Source organism: Pseudomonas sp. GM48 (genome assembly GCF_000282335.1).
Classification (GTDB): Bacteria; Pseudomonadota; Gammaproteobacteria; order Pseudomonadales; family Pseudomonadaceae; genus Aquipseudomonas.
On record NZ_AKJM01000136.1, the window covers coordinates 60,091 to 75,616 of the forward strand.

Here is a 15,526-nt window from a genome sequence, read left to right on the forward strand (position 1 = left end):
ACTGTCGGCCTGCCGACTTCTGCCCCACTGGATGCCTGATGAACTTCCGTACCATTCTGATTCTCGGCGCCTTGAGCGCTTTCGGTCCGCTGGCGATCGATTTCTATCTGCCGGCTTTCCCGGCCATGGCACTGGCCTTCGGGACGGACGAAAATCACGTTCAGATGACGTTGGCGGCATATTTCCTCGGCTTGTCGATTGGCCAACTGGCTTATGGCCCGGTGGCGGATCGTTTCGGACGGCGTATTCCCTTGCTCACCGGCGTCGGTTTGTTTACCGCCGCCTCCCTGGCGTGTGCCTATGCACCGAACCTGGAATGGCTGATCGGTGCGCGCTTCATCCAGGCCTTGGGCGGCTGCGCGGGGATGGTGATTTCCCGGGCGGTGGTCAGCGACAAATGTGATGCCGTGGGTTCGGCGAAAGTCTTTTCGCAGTTGATGCTGGTGATGGGGCTGGCGCCTATACTTGCGCCATTGCTGGGTGGGTTGCTGGTCAACACCACAGGCTGGCAATCGATCTTCCTGGCCTTGACCGGGTTCAGTGCGTTGGCGGGGCTGGCGGTGGCGACGGGATTGCCGGAAAGCCTGCCGGCCCACATACCGCGCCAACCGCTGTCGGGCGCGCTGCGTCAGTACGGTCGGTTGCTGGCCGACCCGATATTTCTTGGCCACGCCTTGACCGGGGGTATCGCCATCGCCGGGATGTTTGCCTACATCGCCGGTTCACCCTTCATCATCATCAAGCTCTACGGCGTTCCGGCCGAGCATTTCGGCTGGTTGTTTGGCACCAATGCGGCGGGCTTCATTCTGGTGGCGCAGGTCAACGCGCGTCTGCTGGCCAAACGTGGCCCGACATTCTTGTTGGCGCGCGCGGTGTGGGTTTATCTCGCGGCCGGTCTGAGCCTGCTCGCTGTCAGCTCTCTGCACACGGCCCACCTGTGGCCGCTGCTGATTCCATTGTTCATCTGTATTTCCAGCCTCGGTTGCATCAGCCCCAACGCCGCAGCCTGCGCAATGAGCGGGCAGGGCGCACGTGCCGGCAGCGCATCGGCGCTGCTCGGTTGCCTGCAGTTCAGCGTGGCTGCCGGAGCCTCCGCGCTGGTGGGTGTTTTGCACGACGGCAGCGCTGTGCCGATGGCCATGGTCATCAGCCTGTGTGGAATTCTGGTGGTGAGCGCGGCGATGCTTACCCGGCGTTTGCAAAATGCCCGGGCGCTGGCACAAGCGCAGGTTTGAGGCCGGAGTCAGCCGGCGGCACGCTGCGGGTTGAGGATGGGAATCTGGTGAGGGGCCTGGATGCGGGCTTCAAGGGTACGCGTGAAAGCGCGAGCTTCTGCTTCACTGCGGAACGTCACAGCATGTTGGTCTAAGCGAACTTGCCACTGGGACTTTGCCAGTTCTTTTATCAGGATCTTCATAACTGAATTCCTCTCGTAAAAGATGTCTCGTAAAAGACATCACGCAAAAGATTGCCTCGCAGGAGATTCGATTGTAGTCCTGAATACGAGCACCATTGTGACAAGGGTCAACTGTCGGACTGACGGTTTGTAACTAAAAAAAACACGGCTTTTCGAGGGCGCCCACAAGGGCTGTCTGCGACCGGGGCTTCCCGGTCGCAGATGGAAAACAGCAGAGGGCGATGAAATCAGCGATGGTTTTTTTCAGCGCTTCAGAACCCTTCCAGCACAATCTTGCCCTTGGCTTTACCGCTCTCCAGCAGGGCGTGGGCACGGCGCAAATTGGCCGCGTTGATCGTGCCGAAGTGTTCGCCAACCGTGGTTTTCAGTGTGCCGGCGTCGATCAGCCAGGCGACGCGATTGAGCAGGTTGTGCTGTTCGATCATGTCTGCAGTTTCAAACAGCGAGCGGGTGTACATGAACTCCCAGTGCAGTGACAGGCTCTTGCGTTTGAGCTTGGTCACGTCCAGCGCCTTGGGGTCATCGATCAGCGCGAGCTTGCCCTGAGGTGCCAATGCCTCGACCAATTGATCCAGGTGCTGGTCGGTCTGGGTCAGGCTGGCGACGTGGGTCACCTGGTCCACACCGGCACGCTTGAGTGCTTCGCTCAGTGGCTGGCTATGGTCGATCACCAGATCGGCACCCAGCTCCTTCACCCAGCTTTGGGTCTGCGCACGCGAAGCGGTACCGATGACTTTCAGGGCAGTCAACTGGTGAGCCAGCTGCGTGAGAATCGAGCCCACGCCACCTGCCGCGCCGACGATCAACAGGCTCTGGCCTTCGTCGGTTTTGCCTTCGCGCACTTGCAGGCGTTCGAACAACAGTTCCCACGCCGTGATCGCGGTGAGCGGCAGGGCGGCGGCCTCGGCGAAACCAAGGGTGTTCGGCATGTGGCCGACAATGCGTTCGTCCACCACATGCAATTCGCTGTTGCCGCCCGCACGGGCGATGGAGCCGGCGTAAAACACCTTGTCGCCGACCGTGAACAGCGTCACGTCACTGCCCACGGCCTTGACCACGCCAGCTACGTCCCAGCCCAGCACCTTGGCCGCACCGCCTTCGGGCTGGGCGTTCTGGCGCACCTTGGTGTCCACCGGGTTGACCGAGATGGCTTTGACTTCCACCAGCAAGTCGCGAGGGCCGGCAACCGGCTCTGGCAGCAAGATGTCTTGCAGGGCTTTGTCATCACTGATCGGTAACGAGGCGTAATAGGCAATGGCTTTCATGGACGGCTCCTGAACACTAATAAAGAAGAGATTCGATGAGGCGGATGATTGGCTATTTCTCCTGAAGATAAAACCGGCTAAAAGAGCAGTCTATTTCAATATTTTTTTGATAATCGGTGTTCTTGATGCTGCGTTTCGATGACTTGCAATTGTTTGTCCGGGCGGCGGACCTGGGCAGTCTGTCGGCCGCCGCGCGAGGCATGGACATGTCGGCGGCGGTAGCCAGCGCGGCGCTCAAGCGCATCGAACAACAGCTCGGCGCCCGTTTGTTGGCCCGTTCGACCCGCAGCCTGCGCCTGACCGCCGAAGGCGAGGGCTTTCTCGAATACGCCCGCGCGGCACTGAGCAATCTGGACGAGGGCCGGCGATTGCTGGCGAGCGGCCAGGACCAGGTCAGCGGGATTCTGCAACTGTCGGCGCCGTCGGACTTTGGCCGCAATCTGCTGCTGCCCTGGCTGGACGAGTTTCAACGCGAGCATCCGAAACTTACCGTACGCCTGCTGCTGGGGGACCGCATCGCCGACCTGTTTCGCCAACCGGTAGACATTGCCTTGCGCTACGGTGAACCGGAGGACTCCAGCCTGGTGGCACTGCCCATCGTCCCACAGAACCGTCGAGTATTGTGCGCCACTCCCGGCTATCTGGCCCGGCATGGCGAGCCCCGGCATCTGGAGCAACTGGCGCAGCACAATTGCCTGTTGTACATGCTCGGCAGCCGGGTCCACGATCACTGGAGTTTTCACGACGGCAAACGCGAAATCAGCCTCACCGTCAGTGGCGATCGCTTCAGTGACGATGCCGATGTCGTGCGCCTGTGGGCTTTGGCGGGTGTCGGGATCGCTTACAAATCCTGGCTCGATGTCGCCGCCGATGTACTGGCAGGACGCCTGAAAGTGCTGATGCCGGAGCTGCTCTGTGAGCGTGCACCGCTGAATCTGTTGTGCGCCCATCGCGCACAATTGAGTAAGCCGGTGAAGCTATTGCGTGAAATGCTTGCCAGCCGATGCACCCGATTGAGCAGTCAATTTCCGGGCTTATCGGATATCGATCATTAGTCGCACGAAAAAAGAGAAATTTCCCTCAGGAACGATCACCACCTATGCCGGGTGGAGGGCAGGAACCGGCGATCAACCCGCATATACTAGCGCCCGCCATCATGTACGTAGCGTCGATCCCGCAACGGCGGGTACGCGTTCGAGTCGGCCCGGCTGTGCGGTCAACTTTCTGCCTTGCGCAGCATCGGCCAGGCAGCGCCAATGTGTGAACAAGGCGTTGCCGGGTTTATGGCAGTTTCCACGGATTGGCCGACGACATATTACTGGTCACGATGTCTCTGGGCAGTAGACGAAACGATTCAACAGGGAGTGAATACATGGAACATGCACCTTGCATCAGCCAGATCGCCACATTGCTGGCTGACCCAAAGCGCAGCGCAATGATGTGGGCCTTGATGGACGGTTCGGCGCGAGCAACCGAAGAGCTGGCATTGCTGGCCGGCCTGTCGCCGTCTTCGGCCAGTGCACACCTGGGACGTTTGTCCGCCGGAGGCCTGCTGAGGGTTGAAAACCGCGGCCGCAAACGCTTTTTCCGCCTGGCCGCTCCCGAAGTCGGGGCGGCAATCGAAGCGCTGGCCAGCGCGACTCTCGCCAGCGCACCCCTGGACATTCCGGACGTCTTCAAGCGCAATGCGCCTCTGGCCAAACCCCGGGCGCTGCGTTCGTCATTGCTGAGTGCCCGACTGTGCGACGATCACCTGGGTGGCACCCTGTCCGCCGATCTGTATCAGCGATTACTGGAGGCTGGCTGGATTGAGCAGTTTGATCAGCGGGTCACGGTCACGCTCAAGGGCGCGACGGAGTTGGCGGCACGGGGCGTGTTCATCCAGGCGCTGGCTCATCACAACGGCAGGGTTGCCTGCGCGTGCCCTGACTGGAGTGAAAGACGCCCGCACATGGGCGGCTCTCTGGGCGCGGCATTGTTGCAACTGTTCATGCAGTCGGGTTGGCTGAGCCTGCCCAACGATTCCAGAGCCTTGCAGGTGACCGCCTCCGGGCAACGCGAGATCCACCGCTTTGCCAAGGAAAGCGAGCTGGAAATGGCGCTTTAGTACACCGTTGCGGGAGCGAAAAAACGCGCTCCCGCCGGGCGCTTCAGCACTGAGCCTTACGGCTTCACCAACCGCGCATCGAGGCTGTTCTGTGCCAGGCGCCGGGCCTGATCCTGGGTCATGCCCAGGTGGGTGTGCAGCGCATGGAAGTTCTCGGTGACATAGCCGCCGAAGTACGCCGGGTCATCGGAGTTCACGGTCACTTTTACGCCGCGTTCCAGCATGTCGAGAATGTTGTGCTGCGACATGTGATCGAACACGCAAAGCTTGGTGTTCGACAATGGGCACACGGTCAGCGGGATCTGTTCGTCGATGATTCGCTGCATCAGGCGCTCGTCTTCGATGGCGCGCACACCATGGTCGATGCGCTGGATCTTCAGCAGGTCGATGGCTTCCCAGATGTACTCGGGCGGGCCTTCTTCGCCAGCGTGGGCGACGGTCAGGAAGCCTTCGTGACGGGCACGGTCAAACACACGCTGGAACTTGCTCGGCGGGTGTCCCATCTCGGAGCTGTCCAGGCCCACGGCGACGAACGCATCGCGGAACGGCAGCGCCTGGTCGAGGGTTTTCTGGGCTTCGTCTTCACTCAGGTGACGCAGGAAGCTCAGGATCAAACCACTGGTGATGCCCAGTTGCTGCTCACCATCCTTCAGTGCGGCGGCGATGCCGTTGAGCACCACTTCGAACGGGATGCCACGGTCGGTGTGGGTCTGCGGGTCAAAGAACGGCTCGGTGTGAATCACGTTCTGCTCTTTGCAGCGCAGCAGGTAGGCCCAGGTCAGGTCATAGAAGTCCTGGGACGTGCGCAGCACATCGGCACCCCGGTAATACAGGTCGAGGAACTCCTGCAGGTTGTTGAAGGCATACGCCTTGCGCAAGGTTTCGACGTCGTTCCATGGCAGGGCAATCTTGTTGCGCTCGGCCAGGGTGAACAACAGTTCGGGTTCCAGCGAGCCTTCCAGGTGCAGGTGCAATTCTGCCTTGGGCAGGGCGTTCAGCCAGTCGTACATGATTGTTTTCTCATCAGGTGCAATGGTCGCCATTCTACAGAGTGTTGCCGCAACAATTGGTAAAACCTGACCGGCCGGTTCATCACTCGCTCTTCAGCACCGCTTTCGGCCCGAAGTACGCCATGTCCGAAGCGTAGCCCACGGCATAGACCCCGCGACGTTCGGTGGCCTGGATCGGCGACGGGCTGTCGGTGTGCTGGAACACCACGTCCACGCCCTGATCGATCAGCGGGGCGTAGGCACTGGCAGTCAGGCAGGCGCTCAGGCCGATGGCCGACGCAACGGCGCAAAGCAGCTTCGTCAAGGGACGGTTATGCATGAGTTTTGACTCCATTTTGTTGTGAGGTTGGCTGGACTCTTGCGCCTGCGCAGGGCTATGCAAACTGCTGACCAACAGCGCAACAAAACTTGAAGCCGCGGTATTGCCATCGCGAGCAGGCTCGCGATAGGTTCGTGAAGTCCGATAAAAGTGCATGTCCTGGCACAGCTGCCACCCACTGGTGCGCTAAGGCAAGATCAGACTGAGTTGCTGGCGGAAAAGGTTGGTGATCCCTGAAACCAACGCCATTGAAGGCATGATTCACTTCGTGTTGTTTGCGACGTTCATCATGTTGTCGCTGCTTGGGCTTTGAACCCTCCACAAAACCAATGTGGGAGCGGGCTTGCTCGCGAAGGCGGTGTGTCAGTCACATAAATATCGACTGATACAACGCCTTCGCGAGCAAGCCCGCTCCCACAGTTTTAATCGGTGTTGTATCAGGTTCCAGCAATCAACTGCCGCGCGGCCTGGCTGTGATCAGCAATCAACCCCTTCAGGTCCAGCCCCTCGACCTGCCCGTCAATCACCCGCCACTTGCCGCCGACCATCACCCGGTCCGCGCGATCGGCGCCGCACAGCAGCAGGGCCGAGACCGGATCATGGCTGCCGGAGAAGCGCAGTTCGTCGAGCTTGAACAGGGCCAGGTCAGCCTGCTTGCCTACTGCCAACTCGCCGATATCGGTACGACCCAACAGGCTGGCCGAGCCTTTGGTCGCCCAGCCGAGTACGCGCTCCGGGGTGATCTTCTCGGCGCCGTAGCGCAGACGCTGGATGTACAGCGCCTGTCGCGCTTCGAGCATCATGTTCGAGGCATCGTTGGACGCTGAACCGTCCACGCCCAAACCAAGCAAGGCACCGGCATCGGTCAGCTCGATGCTCGGGCAGATGCCGGAGGCCAGGCGCATGTTCGAACTCGGGCAATGGCAAATGCCGGTCCCGGCGGCGCCGAGGCGGGCGATTTCATCCGGGTTGAAATGGATGCCGTGGGCCAGCCAGGTACGCGGGCCGAGCCAGCCGACACTGTCCAGATAGTCCACGGTGCGCAGGCCGAAGCGCTGCAGGCAGAAATCCTCTTCGTCGAGGGTTTCTGCCAGGTGGGTGTGCAGGCGCACGTCGAGTTTGTTCGCCAGCTCGGCACTGGCCGACATGATTTCCGGCGTCACCGAGAACGGCGAGCACGGTGCCAGGGCGATCTGGATTTGCGCGCCGTCACCGCGTTCGTGGTACTCGGTGATCAGCCGCTGGCTATCGGCGAGGATCACTTCGCCTTCCTGCACGGTCTGTTGCGGCGGCAGGCCACCGTCCTTTTCACCGAGGCTCATGGAACCGCGGGTCAGCATGGCGCGCATGCCCAGTTCGCGGACGCTTTCGACTTGCACGTCGATCGCGTTTTCCAGACCTTCCGGGAACAGATAGTGATGGTCGGCCGCGGTGGTGCAACCGGACAGCAGCAATTCGGCCAGTGCGACTTTGGTGGCGAGGGCGAGTTTTTCCGGAGTCAGGCGTGCCCAGACCGGGTACAGGGTTTTCAGCCAGGGGAACAGCGGCTGATTGACCACCGGCGCCCAGGCACGGGTCAGGGTTTGATAGAAGTGGTGATGGGTGTTGATCAGCCCTGGCAGGATCACGTGCTCGCGGGCATCGAACACTTGATTGCACGGTGCGGACGGTTGTTGGCCGGCGCCGAGTACTTCGACGATCAAGCCGTCTTGCAGCACCAGGCCGCCACGGGCATCGAGACCGTTGGCCGTGAAAATGGCGAGGGGATTTTTTAACCAGGTACGGGTCGCAGGCATGTTGGCCGGCTCCTCTGAAAATAGGGTTCAGGGTTGCCAGCTCAGTGTTGCCCTGTCTGCTGATCCAGGTTCGCCGGGGAGGCGAGATGCGGAGTTTCGATCAAAATGCTGCCCGGGGCAAGCCCGGCCCGACCAGACGAAGAGTAACCCTGTGGGAGCGGGCTTGCTCGCGAAGGCGGTGTAACTACAACGTTGATGTTGGCTGACACTACGCTTTCGCGAGCAAGCCAGCTCCCACATTTTGATCTGAGGTGTTACCAGGGAATGGTTGCGCCCCTGTAATTGATGAAGTGATGCCCACCCTTGCCAACATACGCATTCACCTGATCAACCAGGCCACGGGCACTGGTTTCCACATCGATGTCCGCGTCTTCGCCACCCATGTCGGTTTTCACCCAGCCCGGGTGCAGCGACAGCACAGTGATGCTGGTTTCGCCCAACTGAGTGACGAAGCTGTTGGTCATGGAATTCAGCGCCGCCTTGCTGGCCTTGTACAGTGCCAGTTCCGGCGCATCGGGCATGGTCACACTGCCCAGTACCGAACTCATGAACGCCAGCACGCCGCTGTCCGGGCGGATCTGTTCGACAAAACGCTGGGCCAGGTTGATCGGCGCCACGGCGTTGGTGAAAAACAGCTGACCGACTTCGGCCATCGTCGCGCCACCGTTTGGCGTCTGGACCTCCGGCCCTTTGACCCCGGCATTGACAAACAACAGGTCAAACACCTCGCCCTTCAGTTGTTGGCTCAGCGCGATCACCGCTTGCTGATCGTCCATGTCGAGCTTTTCGATCCGCACCTTGCCCAGGGCCTGCAAGGCTTCGGCTCTTTGCGGATCGCGCACGGTGGCGGTGACTTGCCAGCCATCGGCCAACAGGGTTTTCACCAGCCCGAGGCCAAGCCCCCGGGAGGCGCCGATGATGAGTGCGGTTTTTGCCTTGGACATGATTGGCTTCCTTGAAGATTCAGAGTCGTGGATTCAATGGACACTGTTGCCCGAGCCGTTGTTGCAACTCATCGCGCAGCGCGCCGAGTTCGGCCATGCGGGCTTCGATCAGTTTGAGTTTGTCTTGCAGCAATTGCGTGACGGCACTCGCCTGGGCTAATTCACCGATGCGCATCATGACGTCTCGAAGGGGCTTGACCCTGGAGCATACTCCAGGCTTTAGCCTTGTTGCTCCCTGAATTGATGGAGCAATGTCGATGTGGACTACAACGCAATATCGCCGGTTGGTGCAAGGCAGTGCCTGGTACGACCTGATCGTGACGGTCGCGTTTGTCACGCCGTGGAGTTTTGCGGCGTTGCATGGGGTTTTGACGGGTGTGAGCCTGGCTTTGAGTTTGCCCGGTGAGCTGCCGCCGTTCGAACCGGTGCACATGTTGATGGCGAATCTGTTGGGGTCGATTGTCTGCGTATGGGCGGTACTGCGGATTCGTGATCCACAGCAAATTTATGGGCGATATGACTCGGTCGCGAGATTTCTGTTTTCGGCATGGCAGGCTTATGCCCTTGCCCATGGCGCGAGTTCGCTGTTGGTGGTTTTTCTGATTTTTGAATTGGCGTGGGGCGTCGCTCAGGTGCTGCCTGTTCGGCAGCCATCGCGAGCAGACTTACCTGCTGGTTCCGCGGTTTAGCAGGTGCGTTTCTGCGCCACGGCACCACTTAAGGGCAAGGTCTTGGATCAGGCTCCGAATTTGCCCGTTGCGATTTGGTTAAAAAACGAACAGTTGGCTGCAAGCCATGCCGGATCGGGTGTCGCGAGGGCCATGAACGGGTTATCCACAGATTGCTCCACAGTATTTGTGCGCAAGCTCAAAGCGTGGGCATAAGCACTGAGCAGCTTTCTTCTAATGGCGATAAACCGTCGTAACTGTTTGTATTTGTTTGAATTTGATGTTCTTGATGGCAGATTGGACGAAAAATGAGCAAAGTCCGCAAAGCCGTATGACAGAAGGGTTGCAGCCGAATGTGCTCAGGTTATCCACAGCCGGGTGCACAGTAGATGTGGGCAAATATGGAATAAGTGGAAAAGCGGCGTGCCCCAAAAGATCGCAGCCTGTGCCGAGCCTTTTAGCGCTGCAACAAAATGCGCCCGCGACTCAAATCGGCCAGTTGTGACTGCAAGGTATCGATCTGCGCATCACCCACGGCCAACTGAAGCTCGACACCATTGGCAGTGAAGGATTCATCCACAACCAGTCCCCCTGCCTGCTCCACGCGAAGCTTGACCAGGGCCAACTCGGCAAACCCGCAAGCGCAACGCAGCGGAACCCGGCTGATCAGCTCGATCTTTGGCGCCGCTTGCAGGCATTTATTCGCACCGCCGCCATAGGCCCGGGCGAGCCCCCCGGTGCCCAGTTGGATGCCGCCATACCAGCGAATTACCAGCACCGCGACCTGATCGCATTCCTGTGCCTCTATCGCCGCCAGAATCGGCCGGCCAGCCGTACCGCCGGGCTCGCCATCATCGGTGCTGCGATACTGGTCGCCAAGCTTCCACGCCCAGCAGTTGTGCGAGGCATTCAAGTCACTGTGCTGTTCAATGAACGTCTGGGCTTCGGCCGGGCTGGAGATTGGCGCGGCGAAGGTAATGAAGCGGCTCTTGCGAATCTCTTCGCGGTATTCGCATAAACCGCTGAGGGTAAAAGGCATACGTACCTGAATGGCTACTTAAATGGCAGGTGTCAGGCCGCAGCCCTTGAGAATGATGCGGATCAGGTTGTTGCCGGCGTCTTCCATGTCCTGCCTGGTCAACCTGGTACGCCCGGTGACGCGGCAGATCTGCGTGGCGAAGTCGGCGTAATGCTGGGTGCTGCCCCACAACAGGAAGATCAGATGCACCGGATCGACCGGGTCCATTTTACCGGCGTCGATCCAGGCCTGGAACACGCCCGCACGGCCCTGGAACCAGGCGCGATAATCCTGGTTGAAATACTCGGTCAGGCATTCACCGCCGCTGATGACTTCCATCGCAAAAATCCGCGAGGCTTGCGGCTGGCGTCGGGAGAACTCCATTTTGGCGCGAATGTAACGGGTCAAGGCCTCGGTCGGATCATCCTCGGCCGTGAGGGTGTTGAAGGTGCTGTCCCACAACTCGATGATGTTGCTCAGCACCGCCACATACAAACCGAGTTTGTTGGTGAAGTAATAATGCAGGTTTGCTTTGGGCAACCCGGCGTTCTGGGCGATGGTGTTCATGCTCGTGCCTTTATATCCGTGACGGGCGAACTCGTCTTCGGCGGCTTTGATGATGGTCTCTTCGTTTTTCTGACGAATGCGGCTGACGGGTTTTCCGCCGTGGGCTGGGACTTCAAAGGACATAAGCACTTCCGAACTGGTGGATGGGACGGCCTGTGCGTTGATAACGTACCCACCGGCTTCAGACAAGTCCTCACACAATAAAACCCTACACCGCTCCCACAAATTTCAACGCGTCGCGGCCAGACTCTCGAGAAAACTCTCCAGCACCAGATGAGGTCGACGCCCCTTGCGTGTGACCGACGCCAGGCTCAGGTCATAGAAGCGCGTTTTGGGTTTCAACGCGCGCAACCGGCCTTGCTGCACCCAAAGGCTCGCGTAGTGATCCGGCAGATAACCGATATAGCGTCCGGTCAGGATCAGGAAAGCCATGCCTTCGCGGTCCGAGGCACTGGCGGTGCATTTGAGCGCTTGATAGTGGGCCTGGATCTCCGCCGGCAAACGGAAAGTGGGCGCGATGGCGTCCTGGCTGTTCAGGCGTTCGTTGTCCAGTTGCTTGTCGTCGACATAAAACAGCGGATGGCCGACTGCGCAGTACAACAGCGAACGTTCGCTATACAGCGGTTGATACTCCAGCCCCGACAGTGCGCTGGCCTGCGGCACCACGCCGACATGCAGACGACCGTCGAGTACGCCTTGTTCGACTTCATTGGGCGCGATCATGCGGATCTGGATCTGAACGTCCGGGCCGCGCTCTTTCAATTGCGCGAGGGCATGGGTGATGCGCATGTGGGGCAGGGTGACCAGGTTGTCTGTCAAACCAATGATCAATTCCCCACGCAAGTGCTGGTGCAGGCCGTTGACCTCGGTGCGGAAGCTTTCCAGTGCACTTAACAGTTGTAACGCCGATTGATAGACCTCGCGGCCTTCTTCGGTCAGGGAAAACCCGGCACGCCCGCGTTGGCACAGACGCAAACCGAGGCGTTGCTCCAGATCACTCATCTGCTGGCTGATCGCCGAGCGACCGATGCCCAGAACGGTTTCCGCCGCGGAAAAGCCGCCGCATTCCACCACGCTGCGAAAGATCTTCAGCAGGCGAATATCAAAGTCGCTGACCTGGGCCAGCGGATCGGGACGGCGAGTGCTCATGCGGGTTACTCAAAAGTTTAGTAATGGGCTGACTGAACATTAGAAAAGTTGCATTTCACCGACTTTATCCCCGTGGCAATTTAGCTGCAACAACGGTCTTTAATCCCTACGCCGCTTATTGCCTTGCGAGGTTTCGCCCATGAACGTGCCTGAAAACGCCCCGACTTCCCTGGCCAGCCAGCTCAAGCTCGATGCCCACTGGATGCCTTACACCGCCAACCGTAACTTCCAGCGCGACCCACGCCTGATCGTTGGCGCCGAGGGGAGTTGGCTGATCGACGACAAGGGCCGCAAGGTTTATGACTCGCTGTCCGGTCTGTGGACCTGTGGCGCCGGGCACACCCGCAAGGAAATCCAGGAAGCGGTCGCCAAGCAACTGGGCACCCTCGATTACTCGCCAGGCTTCCAGTACGGCCATCCGCTGTCGTTCCAACTGGCTGAGAAGATCACCGACCTGACGCCGGGCAACCTGAACCATGTGTTCTTCACCGACTCGGGTTCCGAGTGTGCTGACACTGCCGTGAAGATGGTCCGTGCCTACTGGCGCCTGAAGGGCCAGTCGACCAAGACCAAAATGATCGGCCGTGCCCGTGGTTACCACGGTGTGAACATCGCCGGCACCAGCCTCGGTGGTGTGAACGGCAACCGCAAACTGTTCGGTCAGGCGATGATGGACGTCGACCACCTGCCGCACACCTTGCTGGCAAGCAATGCTTACTCCCGTGGCATGCCGGAGCAGGGCGGCATCGCCCTGGCTGACGAACTGCTGAAACTGATCGAACTGCACGACGCGTCGAACATCGCGGCAGTATTTGTCGAGCCATTGGCTGGTTCCGCTGGCGTGCTGGTTCCACCACAGGGTTACCTCAAGCGTTTGCGTGAAATCTGCGATCAGCACAACATCCTGCTGGTGTTCGACGAAGTGATCACCGGTTTCGGCCGCACCGGCACCATGTTCGGCGCCACCACCTTCGGTGTGACCCCGGACCTGATGTGCATCGCCAAGCAAGTCACCAACGGCGCGATCCCGATGGGCGCGGTGATTGCCAGCTCCGAGATCTACCAGACTTTCATGAATCAGCCGACACCTGAGTACGCGGTTGAATTCCCGCATGGCTACACCTATTCCGCACACCCGGTGGCTTGCGCCGCGGGCCTGGCAGCGCTCGACCTGCTGCAAAAGGAAAACCTGGTGCAGAGCGTGGCTGAAGTCGCCCCGCATTTCGAAAATGCGCTGCATGGCCTGAAGGGCACCAAGAACATCATCGACATCCGCAACTACGGCCTGGCCGGCGCGATCCAGATCGCTGCGCGTGACGGCGACGCCATCGTGCGTCCTTTCGAAGCCGGCATGGCACTGTGGAAAGCCGGGTTCTACGTCCGCTTCGGCGGCGACACCCTGCAGTTCGGCCCAACGTTCAACAGCAAGCCACAAGACCTGGATCGCCTGTTCGATGCGGTCGGCGAAGTGCTGAGCAAGATCGACTGATTTCTCCTTCTATATACATACAAATAACAGGCGCCCCGAAGCGGGCGCCTGTGGACAACTTTTCAGGAGCTTCCATGAGCGTTATTCCGCATTTGATCAATGGCGAACTGGTGACCGAGAACGGTCGCGCGGTCGATGTGTTCAACCCGTCTACTGGCCAGGCCATTCACAAGTTGCCGCTGGCGACCCGCGAAACCATCCAGAGCGCCATCGATGCGGCCAAGGCTGCATTCCCGGCCTGGCGCAACACGCCGCCGGCCAAGCGTGCCCAAGTGATGTTCCGCTTCAAGCAACTGCTGGAGCAGAACGAAGCGCGCATCGCCCAACTGATCAGCGAAGAGCACGGCAAGACCCTGGAAGATGCTGCCGGTGAACTGAAGCGCGGCATCGAGAACGTCGAATTCGCTTGCGCAGCTCCAGAAATCCTCAAGGGTGAATACAGCCGTAACGTCGGCCCGAACATCGATGCCTGGTCTGACTTCCAGCCGCTGGGCGTAGTGGCCGGTATCACGCCGTTCAACTTCCCCGCCATGGTGCCACTGTGGATGTACCCGCTGGCGATCGTCTGCGGCAACTGCTTCATCCTCAAGCCATCCGAGCGTGATCCAAGCTCGACACTGTTGATCGCGCAACTGCTGCTTGAAGCCGGTCTGCCGAAAGGCGTGCTGAGTGTGGTGCACGGTGACAAGACTGCAGTGGATGCACTGATCGAAGCGCCGGAAGTCAAAGCGCTGAGCTTCGTCGGTTCGACGCCGATTGCTGAATACATCTATTCCGAAGGCACCAAACGCGGCAAACGCGTTCAGGCCCTGGGCGGTGCGAAGAACCACGCCGTGCTGATGCCGGATGCAGACCTGGACAATGCCATCAGCGCACTGATGGGCGCAGCATACGGTTCCTGCGGCGAGCGTTGCATGGCGATCTCGGTGGCCGTGTGCGTGGGTGATCAGGTGGCCGATGCACTGGTGGCCAAACTGGTTCCGCAAATCAAGGCACTGAAAATCGGTGCCGGTACCAACTGCGGTCTGGACATGGGACCACTGGTGACTGGCCAGGCTCGTGACAAGGTCAGCGGTTATGTAGAAGACGGCGTAGCCGCCGGCGCGAAACTGGTAGTGGATGGTCGTGGCCTGACTGTGGCGGGTCACGAGGAAGGCTTCTTCCTGGGTGGTTGTCTGTTCGACAACGTCACGCCAGAGATGCGTATCTATAAAGAAGAGATCTTCGGGCCGGTGTTGTGCGTTGTTCGGGTCAACAGCCTGGAAGAAGCCATGCAACTGATCAACGATCACGAGTATGGCAACGGCACGTGCATCTTCACCCGTGACGGCGAAGCGGCGCGGTTGTTCTGCGACGAGATCGAAGTCGGCATGGTCGGCGTCAACGTACCGTTGCCGGTTCCGGTGGCTTATCACAGCTTCGGTGGCTGGAAGCGTTCGTTGTTCGGCGACTTGCATGCTTATGGCCCGGATGGCGTGCGTTTCTACACCCGCCGCAAAGCCATCACCCAGCGCTGGCCGCAGCGAGCGAGCCATGAAGCTTCGCAGTTCGCCTTCCCTAGCTTGTAAGTAGAAGGGCGTACAAGGCCGACCCATTGGGTCGGCCTTTTTGTTTTCGAGGCTTTTTTGACTGATATGACAGTTTTGTGAAAATAGGTGTTGACGGCAGATCTCAGGTGTCTATAATTCGCCCCACTTCCGGCGCAGTCGAAACGGAAAACTCCTTGATAAACAAAGAGTTACGCAGTTTTCGGCGGCAAGTTGCTTCAGGTCATCGA

General features: G+C 59.6%; 15 protein-coding genes and 1 pseudogene. 6 read left to right on the forward strand and 10 right to left on the reverse strand.

From position 1 onward, the window contains the following. Nucleotides 1–38: 38 nt before the first annotated feature. A complete protein-coding gene (locus PMI28_RS03920) occupies nt 39–1,235 on the forward strand; it encodes a multidrug effflux MFS transporter (protein ID WP_007991328.1) in 1,197 nt (398 codons plus the stop codon). Between the two features lie 8 nt (nt 1,236–1,243). On the opposite strand, the gene PMI28_RS30810 is transcribed toward PMI28_RS03920, so the two are convergent. Together PMI28_RS30810 and PMI28_RS03915 are read right to left on the reverse strand one after the other, a co-directional pair. Next, nucleotides 1,244–1,417, reverse strand: coding sequence for a hypothetical protein (locus PMI28_RS30810; protein WP_007991330.1), 174 nt, complete (start codon nt 1,415–1,417; stop codon nt 1,244–1,246). A 251-nt stretch (nt 1,418–1,668) separates the two neighbouring features. Further along, the gene (locus PMI28_RS03915; protein WP_007991332.1) at nt 1,669–2,682 is read right to left on the reverse strand and encodes a zinc-binding alcohol dehydrogenase family protein; all 1,014 of its coding nucleotides are present in this window, start codon (nt 2,680–2,682) and stop codon (nt 1,669–1,671) included. Nucleotides 2,683–2,807: 125 nt separating this feature from the next. Between PMI28_RS03915 and PMI28_RS03910 the strand changes: the two genes are divergently transcribed. Both PMI28_RS03910 and PMI28_RS03905 read left to right on the forward strand, forming a co-directional pair. Beyond that, nucleotides 2,808–3,737 (forward strand): LysR family transcriptional regulator, encoded by a 930-nt coding sequence (locus PMI28_RS03910; RefSeq protein WP_007991335.1) that lies wholly within the window; start codon nt 2,808–2,810, stop codon nt 3,735–3,737. Between the two features lie 317 nt (nt 3,738–4,054). Next, nucleotides 4,055–4,789 (forward strand): ArsR/SmtB family transcription factor, encoded by a 735-nt coding sequence (locus tag PMI28_RS03905; RefSeq protein ID WP_007991337.1) that lies wholly within the window; start codon nt 4,055–4,057, stop codon nt 4,787–4,789. A 56-nt stretch (nt 4,790–4,845) separates the two neighbouring features. Here the strand turns inward: PMI28_RS03905 and PMI28_RS03900 are convergent, their stop codons facing one another. The 5 genes and pseudogenes from PMI28_RS03900 to PMI28_RS30815 all read right to left on the reverse strand — a co-directional run bounded on the left by PMI28_RS03900 (nt 4,846) and on the right by PMI28_RS30815 (nt 9,036). Next, complete coding sequence (locus PMI28_RS03900) at nt 4,846–5,799, reverse strand: adenosine deaminase (protein ID WP_007991339.1); 954 nt, start codon at nt 5,797–5,799, stop codon at nt 4,846–4,848. A gap of 88 nt (nt 5,800–5,887) precedes the next feature. Then, nucleotides 5,888–6,046 (reverse strand): annotated as a pseudogene (locus PMI28_RS31255) (BMP family ABC transporter substrate-binding protein); the annotation flags it as partial. Nucleotides 6,047–6,555: 509 nt separating this feature from the next. Continuing rightward, nucleotides 6,556–7,914: an 8-oxoguanine deaminase gene (locus tag PMI28_RS03890; protein ID WP_007991344.1), complete on the reverse strand. Its 1,359-nt coding sequence runs from the start codon at nt 7,912–7,914 to the stop codon at nt 6,556–6,558. A gap of 254 nt (nt 7,915–8,168) precedes the next feature. After that, complete coding sequence (locus tag PMI28_RS03885) at nt 8,169–8,858, reverse strand: SDR family oxidoreductase (RefSeq protein ID WP_007991345.1); 690 nt, start codon at nt 8,856–8,858, stop codon at nt 8,169–8,171. A 19-nt stretch (nt 8,859–8,877) separates the two neighbouring features. Then, complete coding sequence (locus tag PMI28_RS30815; RefSeq protein WP_007991348.1) at nt 8,878–9,036, reverse strand: hypothetical protein; 159 nt, start codon at nt 9,034–9,036, stop codon at nt 8,878–8,880. A 79-nt stretch (nt 9,037–9,115) separates the two neighbouring features. Between PMI28_RS30815 and PMI28_RS03880 the strand changes: the two genes are divergently transcribed. After that, nucleotides 9,116–9,547 (forward strand): hypothetical protein, encoded by a 432-nt coding sequence (locus PMI28_RS03880; protein WP_007991350.1) that lies wholly within the window; start codon nt 9,116–9,118, stop codon nt 9,545–9,547. A gap of 436 nt (nt 9,548–9,983) precedes the next feature. On the opposite strand, the gene PMI28_RS03875 is transcribed toward PMI28_RS03880, so the two are convergent. From PMI28_RS03875 to PMI28_RS03865, 3 genes are all read right to left on the reverse strand, one after another. Continuing rightward, nucleotides 9,984–10,565, reverse strand: a complete 582-nt coding sequence (locus tag PMI28_RS03875) for an IMPACT family protein (protein WP_007991352.1) — start codon at nt 10,563–10,565, stop codon at nt 9,984–9,986. Between the two features lie 18 nt (nt 10,566–10,583). Next, on the reverse strand, nt 10,584–11,234 hold the full coding sequence (locus PMI28_RS03870; RefSeq protein ID WP_007991353.1) for a TetR/AcrR family transcriptional regulator: 651 nt from the start codon (nt 11,232–11,234) through the stop codon (nt 10,584–10,586). A 105-nt stretch (nt 11,235–11,339) separates the two neighbouring features. After that, entirely contained in the window at nt 11,340–12,260 is a 921-nt protein-coding gene (locus PMI28_RS03865) for a LysR family transcriptional regulator (protein ID WP_007991355.1), read from the reverse strand. A 139-nt stretch (nt 12,261–12,399) separates the two neighbouring features. On the opposite strand from PMI28_RS03865, the gene PMI28_RS03860 reads away from it, so the two are divergent. Together PMI28_RS03860 and PMI28_RS03855 are read left to right on the forward strand one after the other, a co-directional pair. Beyond that, entirely contained in the window at nt 12,400–13,749 is a 1,350-nt protein-coding gene (locus tag PMI28_RS03860; RefSeq protein WP_007991357.1) for an aspartate aminotransferase family protein, read from the forward strand. A gap of 74 nt (nt 13,750–13,823) precedes the next feature. Further along, the gene (locus tag PMI28_RS03855) at nt 13,824–15,317 is read left to right on the forward strand and encodes a CoA-acylating methylmalonate-semialdehyde dehydrogenase (RefSeq protein ID WP_007991358.1); all 1,494 of its coding nucleotides are present in this window, start codon (nt 13,824–13,826) and stop codon (nt 15,315–15,317) included. The last annotated feature ends 209 nt before the right edge of the window (nt 15,318–15,526 follow it).